This is a genomic window from Streptomyces atroolivaceus (assembly GCF_000717025.1).
GTDB lineage: Bacteria > Actinomycetota > Actinomycetes > Streptomycetales > Streptomycetaceae > Streptomyces > Streptomyces atroolivaceus.
Genome location: NZ_JNXG01000012.1, coordinates 44,166 through 65,509 on the forward strand (window position 1 = coordinate 44,166; position 21,344 = coordinate 65,509).

A 21,344-nucleotide genomic window follows, 5' to 3' on the forward strand; every position below is an offset into this window, starting at 1 on the left:
GAGTCAAGGGCAAAGACCCCCAAGTACCTGAATCGGCCGTATCGCCGCCTGCCGACCGTTCACCGCACCACTCGCCGCTCCGTGCGACCGCTCGGCGCACGCCTCGGTGCACCGCCTGTTCCCGCGTGCCCCGATGCGTTCGTATACGCCAGGCGGGAGCGAGGCATCTGGGGCCTCTTCAGGGAAAGGACGTTCACGATGACCACGGCGACAACCGATGAGCGGGCCCTCACGGAGCTGCAGCGGGAACACGGGCCCGCACTGTTCCACTTCCTGCTGGGGCTGACGTTCGGCGACCGGCAGCGGGCGGAGGACCTGTTGCAGGAGACACTGGTACGCGCCTGGCAGCACCCGGAGGCGTTCGACGCTCCCTACGACTCGATGCGCCCGTGGCTGTTCACGGTCGCCCGGCGGCTGGCCATAGACGCCCGCAGGTCCCGCCAGGCCCGGCCGACGGAGGTCAGCGACGCGGTGCTGGAGAGCACCCCCGCCCAGGACGACACCGCCGACTCGGCGGTGCACGCCCTCGATGTGCGCGAGGCCGTGAGCACCCTGAGCCCCGAGCACCGCGCGGTGCTCGTGCAGATCTACTTCCGGGGACTCAGCGTGGGCGAGACCGCGCAGGCCCTCGGCATACCGGCGGGAACCGTCAAATCCCGCTCGTACTACGCCCTTCGGCTGCTGAGCCGCAATCTCCCGGGCTACTCGAGCAGGTCGTCCACGTTGAGCAGCGCGAGCAGGGACACCGCGTCCGCGACCTCGACGTAGGCCGCGGCGCACGCCTCGCACTGCTGGAGATGCCCGGCGACCGGACCGCACTCCTCCGCTTCAAGGGCATCAAGCACGTAGGCGCCCAGCAGGTGCCGTACATGCGGGTCGTCACCGCGGTCCGCGGTCATCACACCTCGAATCTCCCGACGGATCCTGCCCTTCTGCCCACGCGGGGCGCGCGCCCCCGGTTCAATGCTGCGTGTAGCCCGGTGCCGAGTCGACGAAAGAGGCGAGACGGGATGCGTCCCGAACATCACGAGGGAACCGGCGGAGGCGGGCTGCTGGTCCCGATGGCCTGGATGTACTCCGAGTACCTCGCCGACGAGGTACTGGTGACCGGCGACCTGATGGAGCCCACCACCCTGGAGTACCGGGCGGGACGCGACGCGCTCGCCCTGACCATCTTCCTCTCCGACGGGGCGGTCGCCGAGGAGCTCCCCGTGGCGCGGGTGGACGAGCTGCGGCTGCTCACGGCGTACGGCGCAGCCTGGAGACGGTGGGTCTGCGCCCGGCTGGAGGCACTGGAGCGACCGACCGCCCCGGCCGGGGTCCAGGATCCCGATCTCGCGCTGGCACGGTCCGCCTGGCGGTGGCTGGAGGAGACCGAGCTGCTGGCCGCGGACCTCGACGCCATCGGCCCGCCGCCGTGGGAGCCGGTCGGCGAGGACGAGGAGGAGGGCGAGACGCGGGTGTGGACGCCGGCGTGGCAACTGGGGCTGCCGCTGAGCCATCTGGCCGTCCATCTGTACTGAGCGGCCGGCCGCCGCCCGATCACGAGCCGTGGACGCCCGCACGGTACTTGGGAAGCCTCAGGGTGATCTTCATGCCCGCTCCGACCCCCGTCTCGATGACGAGTCCGTAGTCGTCCCCGTACACCTGACGCAGCCGTTCGTCCACGTTGACCAGGCCGATGCCGGTGGAGGTGCCGCCCTCGCCGCGCAGGATCTGCCGGAGACGCTCCGGCTCCATCCCGGTGCCGTCGTCCTCGATCACGACCTCCGCCTCGGCGCCCGCGTCCAGTGCACTGATCGTGATGCGGATCGGTTCGTTCCCCGCGCGGACGGAGTCGTACGGCCGGGGGCCCGCTGCGCCTTCCAGGCCGTGCTTGACGGCGTTCTCGACCAACGGCTGGAGACAGAGGAACGGAAGCGAGACGGGAAGGACCTCCGGGGCGACCTGGAGGGTCACGGACAGCCGTTCACCGAAACGCGCCCGCACGAGCGCCAGGTACTGGTCGATGGAGTGGAGTTCGTCGGCCAGAGTGGTGAACTCACCGTGCCTGCGGAACGAGTACCGGGTGAAGTCGGCGAACTCGAGCAGCAGCTCGCGCGCCCGTTCGGGGTCCGTCCTGACGAACGAGGCGATGGCGGCCAGTGAGTTGAAGATGAAGTGCGGCGAGATCTGGGCCCGCAGCGCCTTGATCTCGGCCTCGATGAGCTGCGTACGGGACCGGTCGAGCTCCGCGAGCTCCAGCTGTACGCAGACCCAGCGGGCCACCTCCCCCGCCGCCCTGGCCAGCACCGCCGATTCGCGGGGAGCGTAGGCGACGAGAGTGCCGAGCACCCGGTGGTCGACCGTCAGCGGGACGGCGACGGCCCAGCGGAGCGGGCAGTCGAGGTCGCCGCAGTCACTGTGGAAGGCGGTGTCCCTGCCGCTGGCGAGCAGTCCCTGCACATCTCGCATCACGTCCGCGCCGTGGTGGTCGCCTTCACCGTCCCACACCAGCACCCGGTCGCGGTCGGTGAGGCACAGGGCGTCGGTCCCGAGCAGTGAGCGCAATCGGCGCGCCGACCTGCGCGCGCTCTCCTCGGTGAGGCCGGCGCGCAGCGGAGGCGCTGCGAGGGAGGCCGTGTGCAGGGTCTCGAAGGTGGCGTGTTCCACGGGTGTGCCCACGTCGCTGGTGCGTACGGGACGGGCGGTGCGGCCCAGGAGGAAACCCGTGCCGAACAGCAGCAGGACGAGCACGGCGATGACGGCGACCCCGGCCCCGGTCACCGCACGCGTCCTGAGGTCAGAGCTTCCGGCAGATGGAAGCGGGTCATGGCCGCGTTGGTGCCTGGCGGTATCCGGCCCGGAGTGGCCAGGGAGACCAGAACCATGGCGAGGAAGCCTACCGGCACGGACCAGACCGCGGGCCAGGCCAGCAGGGCGTGCGGCCAGCCCGGCGGACGCACGGCTCCGCTGACGGTGATGGCCACGGACAGCAGCGCCGAGCCGCCGCCCAGCAGCAGCCCGGCGATCGCGCCCGGCGGGGTGAGCCTCCGCCACCAGATGCCGAGGACGAGCAGCGGGCAGAAGGACGACGCGGAGACGGCGAAGGCCATCCCGACGGCGTCGGCCACGGGCACCCGGCTGACCACGAGCGAACCGGCCAGCGGCACGGCGATGGCGAGCACGGTGGCCAGCCGGAAGTGACGTACGCCCCTCGACGGCAGGACGTCCTGGGTGATCACTCCGGCGACGGCCATGGTGAGCCCGGACGCCGTGGACAGGAACGCGGCGAAGGCGCCGCCCGCGAGGAGCGCGCCGAGCAGATCCCCGCCGAGGCCGCCGATCACCCGGGCGGGCAGCAGCAGGACGGCGGCGTCGGCGGCGTCACCGTGCATGAGTTCGGGCGCGTACAGACGGCCCAGGGCGCCGTACACCGGGGGCAGCAGGTAGAACAGGCCGACGAGGGCGAGGACGGCGACAGTGGTGCGGCGGGCGTCGCGGCCGTTGGGGCTGGTGTAGAAGCGGACCACCACATGGGGCAGGCCCATGGTGCCGAGGAAGGTCGCCACGATCAGTCCGTACGTCGCGTAGAGCGGATGGTCGGCGCGGAAGACGGAGATCTGTTCGTCGAAGCTGACCCGGGGGCGCCCGTCCCCCTGCCAGGCCAGCACCAGGAAGATCGCGGGCACCAGCAGTGCGGTCAGCTTCAGCCAGTACTGGAACACCTGCACGAAGGTGATCGAGCGCATGCCGCCCGCGGCGACGGCGACCACCACGACGGAGGCGACGAGGACGTCACCGAGCCAGCCGGGCGCGCCGGTGAGGATCCTCAGGGTGAGACCGGCCCCCTGCAGCTGCGGCACGAGGTACACCCAGCCCGCACCTACGACGAACACGCTGACCAGCCGGCGCACCTGCCGTGACTCGAGCCGCCCCTCGGCGAAGTCGGGAAGGGTGTACGCCCCCGAGCGGCGCAGCGGGGCGGCGACGAACACGAGCAGCACGAGATATCCGGCGGTGTAGCCGACGGGGTACCAGAGCATGTCGGGGCCGTGCACGAGCACCAGGCCCGCGATGCCGAGGAAGGAGGCCGCGGACAGGTACTCCCCGCTGATCGCGGCGGCGTTGAGCCTCGGGCGTACCGTGCGCGAGGCGACGTAGAAGTCGGAGGTCGTCCGTGAGATGCGCAGCCCGAAGCCGCCGACGAGGACGGTGGCCAGGACGACCAGGGCGACCGCCGCCACCGCCGCCGGGTGACCGGGTGTGCTCACGGTGCGGGAAGGCCTTCCACGAGTCGGGCGAAGTCGCGCTCGTTGCGCTCGGCCCTGCGTACGTACCACCAGGCGGCCAGGGTGAGCGGCGGATAGGTGGAGAAGCCGAGCACCGCCCAGACGACGGCGTTGCTGTGCAGTGCCTCGAAGACCAGGGGCAGGGTCCCGGCGACGAGGGCGAGCACGGCGAAGACGGTGAGCCCTGCGCGGAGCTGGCTGCGCATCAGTGAGCGGACGTAGGCACCGCCGAGGGCGGTCTGCTCGTCGATCTCCGACTGGGCACGGTAGCGGGGCAGGGGACGCACCCGCCGGGGCTCGCCCATGACCACTTCGCGCCGGGGCGTGCTCTCTGCGGACATGGGCCCGGAGTGTAGGCGGCGCGGTGCCCGGCTGGGAAGAGGCCGCCGCCGGTAGCGCCAGGTCAGCGGCCGGTCTGGCGCATCAGAAGATCGCGGAGGGCACGCGTGTGGCGCCGGCTGACCGCGAGTTCCGCGTCCCCGATGCGGACACTCATGCTGCCGGCGTCGAGCCGGAGTTCGTCGATCCGGTTCAACGCCACGAGATGGCGTCGGTGGATGCGTACGAACCCCCGGGAGCGCCAGCGCTCCTCCAGGGTGGTCAGCGGTATCCGCACGAGATGGCTTCCGGCCTCGGTGTGCAGTCTGGCGTAATCCCCCTGCGCCTCGGCGTACGCGATGTCGTCGACCGGGACGAAACGGATGACCCCGGCCAGTTCCACCGCGACCTGGTCGGCGGACGCGTCGTGGACGGACGCGGAGCGTTCACCGACCTGCTCGGCGACACGTCGGACGGCCTCGGCCAGGCGCTCACGGCGTACGGGCTTGAGTACGTAGTCCACGGCCTTGAGGTCGAAGGCGTGTACGGCGAAGCCTTCGTGTGCCGTGACGAAGACGATGAGCGGCGGCGCGGCGAAGCCGGCCAGGAGCTGGGCGACGTCGAGTCCGGTCAGCCCGGCCATGTGGATGTCCAGGAACACGACGTCGATCGCCGAGGGGTCCTCGGGTCCGGCGTCGACAGCACCGCCGATGCGGCGCAGCGCCTCCGTGGCGCCCGTGGCGCCTTCGGCACTCAGGATGCGGGGATCGGCGCGCAGGAGGTAGAGAAGCTCCTCCAGGGCGGGTTCTTCGTCGTCGACGGCGAGTACGCGCAGCATGAGGCCGGAGTTTAGGTGCTTCGCAGCGTGATGGCGTGAGTGGTTCATCTGACGAAGGGTGCCGCCTGCGTGGTCCAGGTACGCCGGTTCGGCGTGGTGGTGCACCATCTCGCCGCCTGCGCACACCGCCCGCCGCCGTCGTCTCCGCCGCGCGCCCCGTGACCGTGGCCGCTACTTGAGCAGGCGGGACAGCCGCCGGTCGGCCAAGGGCTTCCCGCCGGTCTGGCAGGTGGGGCAGTACTGCAGCGACGAGTCGCTGAACGACACCTCCAGCACGGTGTCGCCGCAGACGGGGCAGGGCTGTCCGGTGCGGCCGTGGACGCGCATGCTGCTCTTCTTCTCGGCCTTGAGCCGGCCCGCCGCGACGCCCCGGGAACGCTCGACGGCATCCTGGAGTGTGGTGCGCATCGCGTCGTAGAGGTGGGTGATGTCGTCGTCGCCGAGGGCGGTGGTGAGCTTGAACGGTGACATCTTCGCGACATGCAGGATCTCGTCGCTGTAGGCGTTGCCGATGCCCGCGATCAGCGACTGGTCGCGCAGCGCTCCCTTGACCTGCCGGCGTACGCCGCCGAGCACCGTCGCGAACGCGTCCCGGTCGAAGGATTCGGCGAGCGGATCGGGCCCGAGGCGGGCGACCGCGGGCACGTCCGCCGGATCGTGCACCAGGTGGACGGCGAGGCGCTTGGTGGTGCCCATCTCGGTCAGGTCGAAGCCGTCACCGCCGGTGAGCACCGTCCGCAGGGCGAGCGGCCCCTTGCCCGGCCGCGGCGGGGTCGCGGGGAAGCTGTCCTTCCACTGCAGCCAGCCGGCCCGCGCGAGGTGGATGAGCAGGTGGAGCCGCCCGGCCGTGATGTCGAGGAACTTGCCGCGCCGGGCCACGGAGGTGACCGTCGTGCCTTCCAGCTCGGTGGGCGGCGGATCGTACGTCTTCAGGACGCTGATCGCGAGCGGCAGGACGCGGGCGATCTCCCTGCCGACCAGGTGGTCGTCGAGGAAGTCCCGCAGGGCTTCGACTTCCGGCAGTTCGGGCATGCACCCAGCCTGCCGCAACGGTCCGGCGAATGCCTCCCGGATGCACGGCGCGGGCTCAGGGGGCGGGGTCCCTCAGTCCGTAGACCCGCTGCGCGGTGCCCGCGAGGACGGAACGCTGTTCGTCCTCCCCCAGCCCGCCGGTCAGCTCGCGTGCCGCATCCAGGACATCGGCGTACCCGGCCGCGAGCCGGCACACCGGCCAGTCGGATCCGAACATCAGGCGGCCGGGCCCGAAGGCCTCGATCGCGGTGTCCGCGTAAGGGCGCAGGTCCTCGACGGTCCAGGCCAGCGGATCTGCCTCGGTGACAAGGCCGGAGAGTTTGCAGACGGTGTTGGGCAGCGCGGAGAGCGCCCGCAGGTGGTCGGCCCAGGGGTGTGTCTCCCGTCGCGCCACCGGCGGCTTGCCCGCGTGGTCGAGTACGAAGGTGAGTCCCGGCAGCAGGGCGGCGGCACGGACCGCGGCGGGTATCTGGTGGGGCCGGATGATCAGGTCGTAGACGAGTCCGGCGGCGGCGACGGCCCTCAGCCCGCGCTGGACGTCGGGGCGGAGCAGCCACTCCGGGTCGGTCTCGCCCTGGACCTGGTGGCGGATGCCGACGAGCCGGCTGCCGCCGGGCAGGGCCCGGAGCGCGGCGAGGGTGTCCGCGATGTCCGGCGCGGTCAGGTCGGTCCAGCCGACGACGCCCGCGATGAGCGTGCTCCCGTCGGCGAGCGCGAGGAATTCGGGGGTCTCGTCGGCGAGGGTGACCGTCTGGACGAGGACGGTGGCGGTCACCCCGGCGGCGCGGGCCTCGGGCTCGAGGTCGGTGAGGGTGAAGGTGCGGCGCAGGGGGGCGAGTTCCTCACCGGTGATCCATTCCTGGTCGCGCACCGTGAGGTCCCACACATGGTGGTGGGCGTCGATGACCGGCAGGCGCGTCATGTCAGAGCAGCCCTTCCGTGCGCAGGTCGTCCCAGAGCGCGTCCGGGACCGGTGTCCGGAGCTGGGCCGCGGCGTCCCTCACCTCGTCCGCCGAGCGGGTGCCGACAAGGACTCCGGCGACGGCCGGGTGGCCGAGCGGGTAACGCAGGGCCGCCGCGCGCAGGGGGACGCCGTGCCCTTCGGCGACGGTGCGCATGCGCAGGGCCCGGTCCAGCAGGGTCGCGGGTGCCGCCGCGTAGTCGTACGTCGCACCGGGGCGGGGATCGGCGAGGAGCCCGGAGTTGAAGACACCTCCGACGACTACGCTGCGGCCCCGGGCGGCAGCCTCCGGCAGCAGCGCGTCGAGGGCGCTCTGGTCGAGGAGGGTGAGACGTCCCGCGCACAGGACGGCGTCGACGTCGGTCTCACGCACGAAGCGGGTGAGCATCGCGGTCTGGTTCATGCCGGCGCCGATGGCGCCGACCATGCCCTCCGCGCGCAGCCTCTCCAGCGCCGGGTAGCCCTCACGGAAGGCCGCTTCCCCGTGGTCGTCGGGGTCGTGCAGATAGACGATGTCGACCCGGTCGAGGCCGAGACGTCCCAGGCTGTCCTCGACGCTGCGCCGGATGCCGTCGGCGCTGAAGTCCCAACGGCGCCGGTGGGTGTGCGGTACGGCGAAGCCGTCGGACAGACCGTGGCGGGCCGCCGCCTCCGCGGGGGTGAGCGGGTCGAGCAGGCGCCCGGCCTTGGTCGACACCGTGTACGCGTCCCTCGGCCGATGGCGCAGGGCCTCGCCCAGGCGGCGTTCGGAGAGCCCGAGGCCGTAGTGCGGTGCGGTGTCGAAGTAGCGGATGCCCTCGTCCCACGCCGCGTCGACGGCCGCGGCGGCCTGCTCCGGATCGACCTCGGTGAAGAGGTTGCCGATGGCCGCCGCCCCGAAGGCGAGTTCCGTTATCTCGACCGCGCTCCGTCCGAGCCTGATCTGCCGCATGTCCCTGCCGCCCCCCGCAAGTGATCCTTGGTGGTCCGTCCAGGACTATTCATCGGATCAATCGGTCACGTCAACAGGGCCCGGCATTCGGCTGTCACGCCGGCGCGGGCACCGTGGGCACGAGTGCGTGCAGGTCGTGCAGCTCGTCGTGGACCGCCGAGGCCAGCCGGCCGAGATCGGGCAGCGCCTTCCCGTCGGCGACCAGTCCGACCTGCACCCGGCCTCCGTAGGTGGACAGTGCGACGGCCAGCGACTGCCCGCGGGCCAGCGGCGCCATGGGGTAGACGGCGCGCAGCGGGCAGCCTCCAAGCGAGAGTGCCGAACGGGGCAGGGGAACGCTGGTGACCAGGATGTCGAAGAGCATCCGGGCCGCGTTGCCGGCCAGCGGTGCTCCGAACCGGTGGGCCAGCGCGGGCAGCTGGTCGGCCAGCACGGCCACGGCGCCCGCGCCGCGCATCGGCCCGGCCGCCTTGTTGCGGTCCATGGCCGTACGCACGAGGCGTAGCCGTTCCCGGGCGTCGGGTTCGCCGACGGGCAGTCCGAGCAGGTAGGCGGAGAGCCTGTTGCCGTCGGTCGCTCCCCCGGGCCGGCGCCGGGAGACGGGGACCAGGGCACGCGGGTCGGCACCGGGGAGCGGCTCGCCGCGTTCGAGCATCCAGCGGCGCAGCGCACCGGCCACCACGGCGAGCAGGACGTCGTTGGCCGTGCCGCCTTCGGCGCGCCGGACCCGCTGCACCGCTTCGGCGTCGAGCTCGGCGGTGGCCAGCCGGCGCGTACCGCTGGAGCGCGCGGTCAGAGCCGTGGTGGAGCGCAGGTCCAGGCGGCTCGCGCGCACGACGGAGGCGCCGACCCCCAGCGCCCGGCCGACGTCCCCGAGCCGGTCCATCGCCATGCCCGCAGCCTCGTACGGGCCGGGCAGCCAGGAGCGGGGCGGTACGGGCGTCCGGCGGCGCACCGCGCCACGGCCGGCGCCGGCGGAGGCGATCTGATCGAAGATGCCGGCGCCGATGGCGACGGCCCGCAGACCGTCGGCGAGTGCGTGGTGCAGCTTCACGAGTACGGCGAACGGTCCGCCACCCGGGCTGTCGAGGAGGTACATCCGCCAGGGCGGCAGTCCCCGCCCGAGCGGCCTCTCCATGAGTTCACCGGCGAGCCGGGTCACCTCCGCCATGAAGTCGTTCACGGGAAGCACGACCCGTTCGACGTGCCGGTGCACGTCGAAGTCCTTGTCGGTGAACCAGGCGGCGCCGCCCACCGGAAGCAGGACGTCACGCACCCGCATCCGCAGCCGGGGAATGGCGGCAGCGCGGGCGCCGAGCAGCTCGAGCAGGTCCCGTGCGGCCACGCCGGGCACCGGGTCGAAGACGGCTAGTGCGCCGAGGTGCATCGGGTGGGCGTCGGATTCGAGGTGCCAGAAAGCCAGATCAAGAGGTGCCAGGAGCTCGGTACTCAACGGGGCCTCGCGTCTTCGACAGCGGAACGGCGGTATCGCAGTCAATCCCGCAGGGTCGGTTACGGTCAATAATGGACATGTTACGTACTGTTACAGTCTCGTGGTGTCACGGCGCCGGCGCTACCGGCGCTCCGGGATACGGAACTCGCACCACACGCATTTGCCGTTGCCCCGGGACTCCACTCCCCAGATGTCGGCCAGCCGGTCGACGAGCATGAGCCCGCGGCCCGAGACTCCGGACTCCCCCGCGTCCCTGCGGCGCGGGAGCGCGCTGGAGCGGTCCTCGACGTCGACCCGGAGACGGCGTTCGGGGCCGGTGAGCACTCGGATGGTGAGGATGGCTCCGCCGTCGGTGTGCATCAGCGCGTTGGTGATGAGCTCGTCGGCCGCGAGCTCGACCTCGTCCGCCCGGCTCTTCGCCCCCCACGCGCGCACCGCCGCCCGGATCATGTGGCGGGCGGAGGTCAGCGCCTCCGGGTCGTTCTGCGCCACGTGCTGCTGGAGCCGGCCCCCCGGGTGAGGGGCGTGCGCCGCGTCGCGACCCAGCAGCAGTACCGCCATGTCGTCCTCACCTCCGCGCTCGTCGACCACCTCGCAGAGCCGGTCGGCCAGCTGCTCGAGATCCTGCGGACCGTCGCTCACCGTCGAGGCCAGCAGGCGCATGCCTTCGTCGAGGTCGGTGCCGGGGAGCTCCACCATCCCGTCGGTGTAGAGGATCAGCGTCTGACCAGGGTCCAGATCGACGGTGCTGACCGGATATTCGAGCTGCCCGAACTCCGCGGAGAGCCCCAGCGGAAGGCCCCCGTCCACCGGCAGCTTGCGGCAGCTCCCGTCGACGTCCCGCAGAGCCGGGTCCACGTGCCCGGCCCTGACCAGTTGCACGACTCCGGTGGTCAGGTCGACCTCGGCGTAGGTGCACGTGGCGAAGCGGTCGGTGTCGAGCTCGTGCAGGAAGACGGACGCCCGCGCCATGACCGTGGCCGGGCTGTGCCCCTCCGCCGCGTAGGCGCGCAGCACGATCCTGAGCTGCCCCATGACGGCTGCCGCGTGCGTGTCATGCCCCTGAACGTCACCGATGACGGCGCCGACCCGTCCGCCGGGCAGCGAGATGATGTCGTACCAGTCCCCGCCGATGTCCCGGCCGAGCCGTGCCGAGCGGTAGCGGACGGCGACCTGGGCCCCGCGCACGTCGGGGATCCGGCGCGGCAGCATCGCCTGCTGGAGCCCTTCGGCGAGATCGTGCTCCTGCTCGTAGAGCATGGCCCGCTGGAGACTCTGGGCGATGGAGCTGCCGAGGGCCACCAGCAGGTTCCGCTCGTCACTGGTGAAGCCCGCCTTGTTGCCGTAGAGGAGCCCCAGCGCGCCGATCGGACGGGCCTGGGCGATGAGCGGCATGTAGGCGGCGGCGGTGATGCCGAGGTCGCTGATGTACGGCCACAGGATGGGGTACGAGGCCGCGAAGTCCTCGGGCGTCTCGATGAATCGCGGCGTGAGCGTGCGGATCACTTCACTCATCGGATAGGGCTCGTCGGTCCGGGTGTAGCGGGTGCCCTGCACGTAGGCCCCTTCAGGGCCGTCCGCCACCAGATGGATGCGCCCGGACTCGAGCAGCCCCATGACGAGGCTGGTGGCGCCGAGGTTGGCCAGTCCCTGGGAACTCTTCAGCACGTCGGTGACGTCCTTGACCGTCCTGGCGTGGGCAAGGGCCGCCGTCGTCCCCTCGACGAGGCTCGTACGGCGCCGCCGTTCCTCGTCGACGGTCCGGCGGGCGGTGGATTCGGCCAGTTCCTGGGTGGCGTCACGGATGATCCCGATGATCCGGCGGGGCCGCCCCGTGCCGTCGCGGCGAATGAACCCCTGGGTATGGGTCCAGCAGAGTGAACCGTCGCGCTGTGTCCTGCGGAAGTAGGCACCGTAGTTGCTGCGGCCGCTCTTGAGAGCCTGCGAAACCATGCCGTCGAGCCGGATCGCCTCGTCGGCGGGGACGCGCTGCGCGAGCGCCGCCGGGTGACCGTCGTATTCCTCGGGGTGCAGGTCGAACACATCGAGCGCGGGCTCGTCCATGTGCATGAGTCCGCTGTCCAGGTCCCAGTCGAAGCTGCCCATTCGGTTCAGGGCGAGGCTGAGGTCCGGGTGGGCGGGCCAGTCATCCGGGAGTGACAGGGCACCCGCTACCCGATCATCCATGTGCGCCACTCTGCCATCATTTGTCCGATTTTTCGACCGACCAGCCTCCTTGAACACGTTCAAGTCAGCATCTATGCTCGGCACCCATAGAGTTGAACATGTTCAATTCGAGCTCTGCTGAGCGTCTCGACGTGGGGGTGGCGCAATGTCCGTGCTGGTCGGGCTGATCGTGATGCTGGGAATGCTGGTGATCGTCCCGTTGGGCCTGGGGCTCGTCGGCGATCCCGCGCTCGACCGGATACGGCGCCTGTGGCCGCTCTTCGCCGTTCCCGGCGCCGTATCCCTGTGGCTGCCACGAGGCTTCGCCGCCACCGCGCTCGCCCTCGGCTACGCGCTCGGAACACTGATCCTCGCCACACACGCACCCCGGCGCCTCGCGCGTACGCGCAGCGCGCGCCCCGTGGAGGCCGCCCTGCTCACCGCGCTGGTCGCCCCGTCGGTCGCCGCGCTCGCCCTCGTCGCCGAACGGTCCGGCCACGAACTGTTCGGTTTCGGTCTCGGCATCCTGGCGCTGACCGTGCCGCACTTCCACTTCGCGGGTTTCGCCGCCGCCCTCGTCGCCGGTCTCGCCTGCCGGGCGCAGGACGGCACGGCAGGGCGGTTCGCCGCCCTGAGCGTGCCGCTCGGCACCCTGCTCGTCCTCGTCGGCTACTTCACCGGCGACTGGACGGAGCTGGCCGGGGCGGTCGTGCTCACCGCCGGGATGTGGACGGTCGCCCTCCTGACGTGGCGCACGGTCCGCGTCGCCGGACGGGACCGCGTCACCCGCGTCCTGCTCGGCGTATCGGCCGGCGTACTCGCGGTGACCATGGTGCTCGCGCTGAGCTGGGCGCTCGGCGAGGCCACCGGACTGCCCCACCCCACCCTGACCTGGATGGCGGCCACGCACGGGCTCGGCAACGCGCTGGGCTTCGCGCTCTGCGCCCTGCTCGCCCGGCGCCGGCTCCAGAACCTCACCCACCCGGAAGGCAGCACAGCATGAGCACTCTGACGTACCCCGAGGTCGGAGCCACCCGGCTCGGGCCACTCCCGGACGGCTACAACCATCTGCACCACCGTGCCGAGGTCGGCAGGGGCCGGGCGGCCTTCGAGGCCGCGGGCGCCGCCGTCACCGAGTGGCGGATGCACCGGGCCGCCGGAGCCGGGGTGAACGCCTCCGCCCCACGGGCGGCCGACGGAGTCACCGTCGACGTGTCGGCGGGGCTCGGGCCGCTGCGCATCACCGCTCCCTGCGAGATCGTCTGGACCGCCTACGAGAGGGACCGCACCGGCTTCGCGTACGGCACCCGGCCGGGGCACCCGGAACGCGGGGAGGAGTGCTTCGTGGTGGAGCTGGCGGACGACGGGACGGTGTGGTTCACCGTGATGGCGTTCTCGCGGCCCGCGTCCTGGTACGCCCGGCTGGCTGGCCCGCTCGTCCCGGTGGCCCAGCGGTGGTACGCACGCCGGCTCGGAAACGTCCTGCGCCGGACCGTGTCGGCCGCCTGACGGGCAGGGCGCGCCGGATACTGGAGGCGATGGAGTGGTTCACCGCTGACGGCTACTGGCTGAGCAGGCTGATCTTCCAACGGTCGCTCGCCGCCGTCTACCTGGTCGCGTTCGTCGCCGCGGCGCTGCAGTTCCGGGCGCTGATCGGCTCCCGGGGCATGCTCCCCGTGCCCGACCTCCTGAGCCGCACCTCGTGGCGGGCAGCGCCCGGCCTGTTCCGGCTGCACTACTCCGACCGCTTCTTCGCGCTGGTCGCGTGGACGGGCGCGGCGGTGTCCCTCGCCCTCCTGGCCGGCGCCGACGCGCACGTCCCGCTGGGCGCGGCGATGGCCCTGTGGGCGGTGCCGTGGGTGCTGTATCTGTCGATCGTCCAGGTCGGCCAGGTCTGGTACGGCTTCGGGTGGGAGTCGCTGCTGCTGGAGACGGGCTTCCTCGCCGTGTTCCTCGGCAACGGCGACACGGCGGCCCCCGTGCTGGTCCTGTGGCTGCTGCGCTGGCTGCTCTTCCGTGTGGAGTTCGGCGCCGGCCTCATCAAGATCCGGGGGGACGAGTGCTGGCGGCGGCTGACCTGTCTGGACTTCCACCACGAGACCCAGCCGATGCCGGGACCGCTGAGCTGGTTCTTCCACCGGCTCCCTAAGCCGGCGCACCGGATGGAGGTCGCCGCCAACCACCTGACCCAGCTCGTGGTGCCGTTCCTGCTGTTCACCCCGCAGCCGGTGGCGAGCTTCGCGGCCGGGCTGATGGTGGTCACCCAGCTGTGGCTGGTGCTGTCGGGGAACTTCGCCTGGCTGAACTGGCTGACCGTCGTCCTCGCCCTCGCCGCCATCGACTGGTCCCTGATCGCCGGTCCGGCGCCGGCACAGCCGGGGTCACCGCTCTGGTACGAGGTGGTCGTCATCGCCGTCACGGTTCTCGTCCTCGCGCTCAGCTACCGTCCGGCAAGAAATCTCGTCTCCCGCCGGCAGGTGATGAACCGGTCCTTCGACCCACTGCACCTGGTCAACACCTACGGAGCCTTCGGGAGCATCAGCAGGATGCGGCTGGAAGTGGTGGTCGAGGGCACCGGAGAAGCCGTGATCCACGAGGGGACCCGCTGGATCGAGTACGGCTTCCGGGGCAAGCCGGGTGACCCGCGCAGGCTGCCGCGCCAGTTCGCTCCGTACCATCTGCGGCTGGACTGGCTGATGTGGTTCGCGGCCCTCTCCCCCGCGTACGCCCGGCCCTGGTTCGGACCGTTCGTCGAGCGGCTGCTGCGCAACGACCGGGACACCCTGCGCCTCCTGAGGCACAACCCGTTCCCCGACGGTCCGCCCGCCCACATCCGGGCCAGGGTCTTCCACTACCGCTACACCGACTGGCGGGAACTGCGGGCCACCGGATGCTGGTGGGACCGGACCTATGTGCGGGACTTCATGAGGCCCGTGGCCCGGCCCGTACCGCTCCGCCCCGGACCCACCCCGGAGAAGGGGGACGGGCGACGGTGAGGGCGGGTGCCCGGGTTGTCCTGGCGGGGATCGCGGAGCGCCGTCCCGCCCGGGGCCTGCCAGGGGCCTGCCAGGGGCGGGACGGCGTTCCCACGGATCGGTTCAGTCCGCCCGGCCGCCGGGCACCACACAGGAGCGGTTGTTCTCCCAGCCCCAGCCGTCACCGTCCGGGTCGGTCGAGCCGCCGTGGGCGCAGTAGGGATAGCCGTTCGGCGCGGTGCCGGAACCGGAACCCCCGCCGCCGCCGTACACGGTTGCCTCCCGGGCGGTCGAGGCAATGCCGTCGGCCCCGTTGAACAGACGGTTGCCCCAGCTGGTCAGCGAGCCCGGGTCGAAGCCGGTGACCATGTCGAGGTACTCGACACCGCTGCCGTTACCGCTCCAGGACCAGCCCAGGTATCCCAGCCTCAGCGATTGCGCGGTGGCCATGATCGCGCCCTCGTCCGGGTTTCCGTCGCTGTGGTTGTCACCGAACTCGCCCACGACGACGGGCAGACCCGCGTTGACGAAGGCGCCCAAATACCCCTGCACCTCGGCGGCCGTGTCGTAGACCCCGTACATGTGGATCGAGAACACCGTGTTGCGGTCGGGGTCCGCGGCGAACACCGAGGCGGCGTTGTTCTTCATCGTTCCGGACCAGTCCTGGCCCCAGTTGGGCGCGTCCACCATGAGGGCGTGGTCGAATCCGGCGTCGCGCATCCGGCCGATGGCCGCCTTGGTGTCGGGCGTCCACCGCTCGTAGCCGGTGTTGCCGTACGGCTCGTTGCCGAGGTTGATGACGACGTAGTTCTCCTGACCGGCGAGCGCGCTCCTGATGCCGATCCAGTAGTCGACGGCCTTCGACAGGGTGGTGGCGGCACCGTCCTCCCCGAACCCCGTGGTGTCGTGCACCTCGAGCACGCAGATCAGCTTGTTCTGCTTGCAGCGGTCGACGATGCCCGTGACCTCGGACGCGCTGGTCCTCGTCCAGCGGTCACCGCTGCTGAGCACGACCCGGACGGTGTTGGCCCCCTTCGCCTTGATGTCTCCGATCGAGCTGGTCCGGCCTGGGTACCAGGCATGGGCGTGATTCACGCCTCGCATCACGAAGTCGTTGCCGTTGCCCTCCACCAGCCGGCCGTTGCTCACATGCAGACCGGTGGCCGCGACGGCAGACCCGCCCATACCTGCCAGGGACAGCAGCAGTCCCGCCGTGGCGGCCAGAGCCATGGCGACGACTCCGCTCTTCTTCCGGCTTGAACGCTTTCTCATCGTTCTCCTTCGTTACGCCACTGACAACGCCACTTCAGGATTGACAACGTTGTCAGAATGCGGTCGGTGTCCGACGCCCGCCATGCGCCGGGCCACATTCCTGTGCCTGACCCTCCGGCGCGGACGACGCGTCGCTGCCCCACATGACGCCCGATTGTTTCCGCCATGTCAATAGTTCGCGCATCACCCACAGGCCCTCGCCTCTTCGGGCGGAGGAGTGGCGTGAAAAGACTCCTGCCCCCGTCCGATGACGGGGGCAGGAGTCGAGGCGCTGCTCGATCCGGTACGGGCGATCAGTCGATTCCGGGAAGGATGTGCGGCTCGGCCAGATCATCCTCGTAGCCGGCCAGCCTGATCGGTGCCGACCTGGCCCAGACCTCGATGTTCCGGAGCTTCTCGGGCCGGCGAGCCCGCTGAGCGGCCGTCTCGGCCGGGCGCGTCTCGGTCTTCGTCATTTCAGGTGTCACCGCGGACTCCTTCGTGTCGCGACACCCCGGGCGGTGGCGACGCTGCGGCTGTGGGAACCGTGTCGACCACCCTCTGCGGGGCAGGGGCAGAAACAGTTCGGTCGCGGTGGCGCCGGTACGGGGTGGGACGGCGGACTGCTTACAGACCTGTCCCAGGACGGCCGAGGAAGTTTCGTGGATCCCTTGGTGGCGTCCGTTCACCCCAGACTAACCAAATGAGCGCCATCCCGCTCGACAGAACGTGTGGCCTAGGTCACTTTGAGCCAACAGAACGAACGGCGGCCCGTTGTCCACGGACCGCCGCGTTCGCCTGTCACCGCAGGTGGCGGGAGAGGCGGGAGGGGTGAAAGGAGAGCGAGAGCGAAGCCGGAGGGGGCGGGCCCGGCCGGGCGGTCACCAGCCCGAGGGGGCGTAGTCCTTCAGGAAGCAGCCGTACAGTTCCTCACCCTGTTCGCCGCGCACGACGGGGTCGTAGACGCGGGCCGCTCCGTCGACGAGGTCGAGCGGGGCGTGGAAACCCTCCTCGGCGAGGCGGATCTTGTCGGGGTGCGGCCGCTCGTCCGTGATCCAGCCGGTGTCGACGGCCGTCATGAGGATGCGGTCCTTCTCGAACATCTCCTGGGCGCTGGTCCGGGTCAGCATGTTCAGCGCGGCCTTCGCCATGTTGGTGTGCGGGTGCCCCGCTCCCTTGTAGCCGCGGCCGAACACACCCTCCATCGCGGAGACGTTCACCACGTAGGCACGCTTCGCCGCGGTCGCGGCCATCGCCGGGCGGAGCCGGCTGATCAGGATGAAGGGTGCCGTGGAGTTGCAGAGCTGCACCTCGAGGAGTTCGATCGGCTCGACCTCCTCGACGGTCTGGATCCAGCTGTTCGTGTCGTGCAGGTCGGGCACCAGGCCGCCGGCGTCGATCGCGGTGCCCGCGGCGATGCGGGCCGGCGAGGCGGAACCCGTGACCAGGGCGAGATCCGTGACGTCCTGCGCGCTCAGCCCCTGGCCCTCCCTGCGGGCGGCGGGCAGAGCGGCGACGCGGTCGACGGTGCCGCTGCCGAACGTGCCGATCACGTGGGCGGCCGGCAGCTCGCCCGAGGGCAGCGGGGCGGACTCGGCGGCGAGCAGCTCGCTGTAGGCCTGCGGTGAGCGGCGGACGGTCTGTGCGGCGTTGTTGATCAGGATGTCCAGCGGCCCCTCGGCGGCGACCGAGTCCGCGAGCGCGACGACCTGGGCGGGATCGCGCAGGTCGATGCCGACGATCTTGAGGCGGTGGATCCACTCGTCACTGTCCGGCATCGCCTTGAAGCGGCGGATGGCGTCGTTGGGGAAGCGGGTGGTGATGGTGGTGTGGGCGCCGTCACGCAGCAGGCGCAGCGCGATGTACATGCCGATCTTGGCGCGGCCACCGGTGAGCAGGGCGCGGCGTCCGGTCAGGTCGGTGCGCGCGTCCCGCCGGCTGCGGTTCTCCTTGGCGCACTCCTGGCACAGCTGGTGGTAGAAGGCGTCCACCTCGACGTACCTGGTCTTGCAGATGTAGCAGGACCTGGGGCGCTGGAGTATGCCCGCGATCTCTGCGGTGGCCGAGGAGGACGGGAGGACGCCCTGCGTCTCGTCGTCGATGCGCTCGGCGGAGCCGGTCGCCGTGGCCTCGGTGACGGCCTTGTCGTGCGCGGTCTTGGCGGCACGGCGCTCCTGGCGGCGGCGCTGCTTCACGGTGCGGTAGATACCGGCGGTGGCCCTGCGCACGGCGATGGCGTCCGGGTGGTCCACCTCGATGGTGTCCAGCTCGTCGAGCACGCTCAGGCAGACGGCCAACCGCTCCGGGTCGATACCGGGACCGAACTCGTCGATACCGGGAGCGAACTCCTGGCTGTCCTCTGTCACCGTCATTGCCGTTCCTCTGTCACTCGTCACTCATGCCACTGCCGGGCTTCGGTGGGGAGTGATCCGGCCGGGAGCCGGCGAGGGCAGGCGCGCGCGGGCCGAATGCCCCGGTCAAGTCTGCCACGAGTCGGACGTTGCTCAGTTCGGCTGTGCGCCCCCGCTCCCGGTGACCGAGAGGGGGGTCGCGATGTCCTCGAGGGACTTCTGCTCGGCCGCCACCGCGAAGAAGGACGCGACCAGACCGGCGGCCACCATGAGGGCGGCTCCGATGCAGAAGGCCAGCACGGTGTCGCCCACCACCCCGCTCGCGGTCAGGTCAGCGAAGACCAGTGGCCCCGTGATGCCACCTGCCGCGGTACCCACGGCGTAGAAGAAGGCGATCGCCATCGCCCGGGTCTCCATGGGGAAGATCTCGCTCACCGTCAGATAGGCGGAGCTGGCCCCGGCGGAGGCGACGAAGAGGACCAGGCACCAGCAGCCGGTCATGGTGACGGCGGTCAGCGCCCCGGCGTCGAAGAGCCACGCGGTGCCGAAGAGGAGAAGGCCGGAGAGGATGTATGTCCCCGCGATCATCGGCTTGCGCCCCACGGTGTCGAAGAGGCGGCCCAGGAGGAGCGGTCCCAGGAAGTTGCAGAAGGCGATGACGGCGAAGTAGTAGCCGGTGGCGCCGCTGGAGACGTCGAAGAACTTCACGAGGATCGAGCCGAAGCCGAAGGTGATGGCGTTGTAGAGGAACGCCTGCCCGATGAACAGAGCCAGCCCGAGAACGGCCCGTTTGGGATACGAGCGGAAGACGGTCCGGGCGATCAGTCCGAAGCCGATGCTCTTGCGCTGCTGGACGGTGATCGCCGGCTCCGCGGGCGGCAGCCTCCTTCCGGCCTCCGCCTCCACCTCGCGCTCCACCCCGTCGACCAGCCGTTCCGCCTCCGCGTCGCGCCCGTGGATGAACATCCAGCGCGGACTCTCCGGCACGTGGCGGCGTACCAGAAGGATGACGAGCCCGAGGACCACGCCCAGCGCGAAGGTGAGCCGCCAGCCGATGTCCTTGGGGAAGATGTCGGTGTTCAGCGCGAGGACGGAGAGCAGGGAGCCCGCCACGGCTCCGAGCCAGAAGCTGCCGTTGATGATGAGGTCGACACGGCCCCGGTACTTGCTGGGGATCAGCTCGTCGATGGCCGAGTTGATCGCCGCGTACTCCCCTCCGATTCCGAAGCCCGTGAGGAAGCGGAAGACGAAGAACCACCACGCCGAGAACGAGATCGCGGTGAGCGCGGTGGCCGCCAGATAGACGGCGAGGGTGATCAGGAAGAGCTTCTTGCGCCCGTAGCGGTCGGTGAGCCACCCGAAGACCAGGGCACCCGAACAGGCGCCCGCGACGTAGATCGCGGCGGCGATGCCCGTGACCTGGGCGTCGGTGATGGCCAGTCCGCTGCCGTCCTCGGACAGCCGGCTGGCGATGTTGCCGACGACCGTGACTTCGAGGCCGTCCAGGATCCAGACCGTGCCCAGTCCGATCACGATCATCCAGTGCCAACGTGACCAGGGCAGCCGGTCGAGCCGTGCCGGGATCCTGGTGGTGACGGCCGGTCCGCCTGTGGTTCCGGTGTCGCTCATGAGCCCCTCCTCCGCTTCCGGAACCACAGGTGCCCTGAACGAGGCAGGACTCACACCCCGGCCGGTACGAGTAACGAAAACCACCCGACCGGTCACCGATCGTTACGTTCGAGGGCTTCGTCCGGCCCTCCTGCGGATCTCTTCGAAAAACTTCGGTATTCGGTGGCATTACTTCCGGATGACGGGGCAGACGCCCGTCACTGCAAGGAGAACTCCAGGGAGGGCGACACCATGACGGCCATGTCAGTGCGAACCACCGAAGCTGTTGGTACGGCGGCGACGCGGGCCGACGAGGCGGGTGCGGTTTCGGACGCGGCCGCGCTTCCGTGGATCGAGGACGCCGGCAAGGTGGCACCCCAGGATGCCCGGGCCATGTCGAAGCTCTTCTTCGACCGGCTCCAGGTCCTCGAAGAGGGGACGCACGAGTACCAGTACGCGCGTAACACCCTGATCGAGATGAATCTCTCCCTGGTGCGCTTCGCCGCCTCGCGGTTCCGCAACCGGGGCGGTGACGACACCGAGGACATCATCCAGGTCGGGACCATCGGCCTGATCAAGGCGATCGACCGCTTCGACCTGTCGCGCGAGGTCGAGTTCGCGACCTTCGCCGTGCCGTACATCGTCGGTGAGATCAAGCGGTTCTTCCGCGACACCACCTGGTCCGTGCACGTGCCGCGACGGCTCCAGGAGCTGCGGGTCGAGCTGGCCAAGGCCAAGGAGCAGCTGTCGGCGGAGCTCGACCGCGACCCGACGGTCGCAGAGCTCGCCGTCCACCTCGATCTCCCCGAGGAGGAGATCATCGAAGGTCTCGTCGCCGCCAACGGCTACTCGGCGGGTTCGCTGGACACCCCGAACGCCGACAGCGAATCGGGCAGTGAACAGCGCGCCTACGCCGACCTCCTGGGCGAGGACGACCCGGGAATGGAAAGCGTCGAGAACCTCCACACCCTCGCCCCGCTGCTGCGTCAGCTGGACGACCGGGAGCGGAAGATCGTCCGCATGCGCTTCGGTCAGGAGATGACACAGGCGCAGATCGGCGCTGAGCTGGGCGTCTCCCAGATGCATGTGTCGCGCCTGCTGAGCAGGATCGTCCAGCGCCTGCGCGAGGGCATGAGCGTCGAGGCCTGATCCAACCGCATACGCACGGAATGACCGAGGCCCGGCCGAG

Annotated in this window: 20 protein-coding genes; 6 read left to right on the plus strand and 14 right to left on the minus strand. The window is 70.7% G+C overall.

Annotated features, from left to right (window positions below):
- The first annotated feature begins 198 nt into the window (after window positions 1-198).
- Window positions 199-768, plus strand: coding sequence for a sigma-70 family RNA polymerase sigma factor (locus OO67_RS22345; protein ID WP_033302900.1), 570 nt, complete (start codon window positions 199-201; stop codon window positions 766-768).
- Here the strand turns inward: OO67_RS22345 and OO67_RS22350 are convergent.
- Window positions 702-899 (minus strand): zf-HC2 domain-containing protein, encoded by a 198-nt coding sequence (locus OO67_RS22350; protein WP_033302902.1) that lies wholly within the window; start codon window positions 897-899, stop codon window positions 702-704. The two genes, OO67_RS22345 and OO67_RS22350, sit on opposite strands and share 67 nt — an antisense overlap.
- Before the next feature lie 111 nt (window positions 900-1,010).
- Between OO67_RS22350 and OO67_RS22355 the strand changes: the two genes are divergently transcribed.
- Window positions 1,011-1,523: a hypothetical protein gene (locus tag OO67_RS22355; RefSeq protein WP_033302904.1), complete on the plus strand. Its 513-nt coding sequence runs from the start codon at window positions 1,011-1,013 to the stop codon at window positions 1,521-1,523.
- 19 nt (window positions 1,524-1,542) lie between these two features.
- Here OO67_RS22355 and OO67_RS22360 read toward each other — a convergent pair whose 3' ends face one another.
- The 9 genes from OO67_RS22360 to OO67_RS22400 form a co-directional block, all read right to left on the minus strand.
- Complete coding sequence (locus OO67_RS22360) at window positions 1,543-2,766, minus strand: sensor histidine kinase (protein ID WP_033302906.1); 1,224 nt, start codon at window positions 2,764-2,766, stop codon at window positions 1,543-1,545.
- The gene (locus OO67_RS22365) at window positions 2,763-4,253 is read right to left on the minus strand and encodes a sodium/solute symporter (RefSeq protein ID WP_033302907.1); all 1,491 of its coding nucleotides are present in this window, start codon (window positions 4,251-4,253) and stop codon (window positions 2,763-2,765) included. The genes OO67_RS22360 and OO67_RS22365 overlap by 4 nt, the downstream gene beginning before the upstream one ends.
- Entirely contained in the window at window positions 4,250-4,612 is a 363-nt protein-coding gene (locus OO67_RS22370) for a hypothetical protein (protein ID WP_051709666.1), read from the minus strand. The genes OO67_RS22365 and OO67_RS22370 overlap by 4 nt, the downstream gene beginning before the upstream one ends.
- Before the next feature lie 62 nt (window positions 4,613-4,674).
- Window positions 4,675-5,427: a LytR/AlgR family response regulator transcription factor gene (locus tag OO67_RS22375; RefSeq protein ID WP_033303018.1), complete on the minus strand. Its 753-nt coding sequence runs from the start codon at window positions 5,425-5,427 to the stop codon at window positions 4,675-4,677.
- A gap of 171 nt (window positions 5,428-5,598) precedes the next feature.
- Window positions 5,599-6,459 (minus strand): Fpg/Nei family DNA glycosylase, encoded by an 861-nt coding sequence (locus tag OO67_RS22380; protein ID WP_033302908.1) that lies wholly within the window; start codon window positions 6,457-6,459, stop codon window positions 5,599-5,601.
- 55 nt (window positions 6,460-6,514) lie between these two features.
- Window positions 6,515-7,381, minus strand: a complete 867-nt coding sequence (locus tag OO67_RS22385; protein ID WP_033302910.1) for an amidohydrolase family protein — start codon at window positions 7,379-7,381, stop codon at window positions 6,515-6,517.
- Between the two features lies 1 nt (window position 7,382).
- Window positions 7,383-8,351 carry an aldo/keto reductase gene (locus tag OO67_RS22390; protein ID WP_033302911.1) on the minus strand — a complete coding sequence of 323 codons (969 nt, stop codon included), beginning with the start codon at window positions 8,349-8,351 and terminating at the stop codon, window positions 7,383-7,385.
- Between the two features lie 94 nt (window positions 8,352-8,445).
- Complete coding sequence (locus OO67_RS22395) at window positions 8,446-9,804, minus strand: wax ester/triacylglycerol synthase family O-acyltransferase (RefSeq protein WP_033302912.1); 1,359 nt, start codon at window positions 9,802-9,804, stop codon at window positions 8,446-8,448.
- Window positions 9,805-9,924: 120 nt separating this feature from the next.
- On the minus strand, window positions 9,925-11,991 hold the full coding sequence (locus OO67_RS22400) for a SpoIIE family protein phosphatase (protein ID WP_033302914.1): 2,067 nt from the start codon (window positions 11,989-11,991) through the stop codon (window positions 9,925-9,927).
- A gap of 145 nt (window positions 11,992-12,136) precedes the next feature.
- Here OO67_RS22400 and OO67_RS22405 point away from each other — a divergent pair, with 145 nt between their 5' ends.
- The 3 genes from OO67_RS22405 to OO67_RS22415 are packed head-to-tail and all read left to right on the plus strand — an operon-like array spanning window position 12,137 to window position 14,966.
- Window positions 12,137-12,973, plus strand: coding sequence for a YndJ family protein (locus OO67_RS22405; protein WP_033302915.1), 837 nt, complete (start codon window positions 12,137-12,139; stop codon window positions 12,971-12,973).
- Entirely contained in the window at window positions 12,970-13,479 is a 510-nt protein-coding gene (locus OO67_RS22410; RefSeq protein ID WP_033302918.1) for a DUF1990 family protein, read from the plus strand. Before OO67_RS22405 ends, OO67_RS22410 begins: the two co-directional genes overlap by 4 nt.
- A gap of 29 nt (window positions 13,480-13,508) precedes the next feature.
- Window positions 13,509-14,966, plus strand: coding sequence for a lipase maturation factor family protein (locus OO67_RS22415; protein ID WP_033302921.1), 1,458 nt, complete (start codon window positions 13,509-13,511; stop codon window positions 14,964-14,966).
- Between the two features lie 102 nt (window positions 14,967-15,068).
- Here OO67_RS22415 and OO67_RS22420 read toward each other — a convergent pair whose 3' ends face one another.
- The 4 genes from OO67_RS22420 to OO67_RS22430 all read right to left on the minus strand — a co-directional run bounded on the left by OO67_RS22420 (window position 15,069) and on the right by OO67_RS22430 (window position 20,176).
- Window positions 15,069-16,217 carry a cellulase family glycosylhydrolase gene (locus OO67_RS22420; RefSeq protein WP_033302923.1) on the minus strand — a complete coding sequence of 383 codons (1,149 nt, stop codon included), beginning with the start codon at window positions 16,215-16,217 and terminating at the stop codon, window positions 15,069-15,071.
- Between the two features lie 293 nt (window positions 16,218-16,510).
- On the minus strand, window positions 16,511-16,684 hold the full coding sequence (locus OO67_RS39080) for a hypothetical protein (RefSeq protein ID WP_167748669.1): 174 nt from the start codon (window positions 16,682-16,684) through the stop codon (window positions 16,511-16,513).
- A 393-nt stretch (window positions 16,685-17,077) separates the two neighbouring features.
- Window positions 17,078-18,568, minus strand: a complete 1,491-nt coding sequence (locus OO67_RS22425; protein WP_033302924.1) for an SDR family NAD(P)-dependent oxidoreductase — start codon at window positions 18,566-18,568, stop codon at window positions 17,078-17,080.
- A 132-nt stretch (window positions 18,569-18,700) separates the two neighbouring features.
- Window positions 18,701-20,176 (minus strand): MFS transporter, encoded by a 1,476-nt coding sequence (locus tag OO67_RS22430; RefSeq protein WP_033302925.1) that lies wholly within the window; start codon window positions 20,174-20,176, stop codon window positions 18,701-18,703.
- A 231-nt stretch (window positions 20,177-20,407) separates the two neighbouring features.
- Here OO67_RS22430 and OO67_RS22435 point away from each other — a divergent pair, with 231 nt between their 5' ends.
- Window positions 20,408-21,304 (plus strand): RNA polymerase sigma factor SigF, encoded by an 897-nt coding sequence (locus OO67_RS22435; RefSeq protein WP_033302926.1) that lies wholly within the window; start codon window positions 20,408-20,410, stop codon window positions 21,302-21,304.
- Window positions 21,305-21,344: the final 40 nt, after the last annotated feature.

Coding starts and splice junctions, on each gene's coding strand:
- OO67_RS22345 (WP_033302900.1), top strand. CDS start 199: ATGACCACGGCGACAACCGATGAGCGGGCCCTCACGGAGCTGCAGCGG.
- OO67_RS22350 (WP_033302902.1), bottom strand. CDS start 899: ATGACCGCGGACCGCGGTGACGACCCGCATGTACGGCACCTGCTGGGC.
- OO67_RS22355 (WP_033302904.1), top strand. CDS start 1,011: ATGCGTCCCGAACATCACGAGGGAACCGGCGGAGGCGGGCTGCTGGTC.
- OO67_RS22370 (WP_051709666.1), bottom strand. CDS start 4,612: ATGTCCGCAGAGAGCACGCCCCGGCGCGAAGTGGTCATGGGCGAGCCC.
- OO67_RS22375 (WP_033303018.1), bottom strand. CDS start 5,427: ATGCTGCGCGTACTCGCCGTCGACGACGAAGAACCCGCCCTGGAGGAG.
- OO67_RS22380 (WP_033302908.1), bottom strand. CDS start 6,459: ATGCCCGAACTGCCGGAAGTCGAAGCCCTGCGGGACTTCCTCGACGAC.
- OO67_RS22385 (WP_033302910.1), bottom strand. CDS start 7,381: ATGACGCGCCTGCCGGTCATCGACGCCCACCACCATGTGTGGGACCTC.
- OO67_RS22390 (WP_033302911.1), bottom strand. CDS start 8,351: ATGCGGCAGATCAGGCTCGGACGGAGCGCGGTCGAGATAACGGAACTC.
- OO67_RS22400 (WP_033302914.1), bottom strand. CDS start 11,991: ATGGATGATCGGGTAGCGGGTGCCCTGTCACTCCCGGATGACTGGCCC.
- OO67_RS22405 (WP_033302915.1), top strand. CDS start 12,137: ATGTCCGTGCTGGTCGGGCTGATCGTGATGCTGGGAATGCTGGTGATC.
- OO67_RS22410 (WP_033302918.1), top strand. CDS start 12,970: ATGAGCACTCTGACGTACCCCGAGGTCGGAGCCACCCGGCTCGGGCCA.
- OO67_RS22415 (WP_033302921.1), top strand. CDS start 13,509: ATGGAGTGGTTCACCGCTGACGGCTACTGGCTGAGCAGGCTGATCTTC.
- OO67_RS22420 (WP_033302923.1), bottom strand. CDS start 16,217: ATGAGAAAGCGTTCAAGCCGGAAGAAGAGCGGAGTCGTCGCCATGGCT.
- OO67_RS22425 (WP_033302924.1), bottom strand. CDS start 18,568: ATGACGGTGACAGAGGACAGCCAGGAGTTCGCTCCCGGTATCGACGAG.
- OO67_RS22430 (WP_033302925.1), bottom strand. CDS start 20,176: ATGAGCGACACCGGAACCACAGGCGGACCGGCCGTCACCACCAGGATC.
- OO67_RS22435 (WP_033302926.1), top strand. CDS start 20,408: ATGACGGCCATGTCAGTGCGAACCACCGAAGCTGTTGGTACGGCGGCG.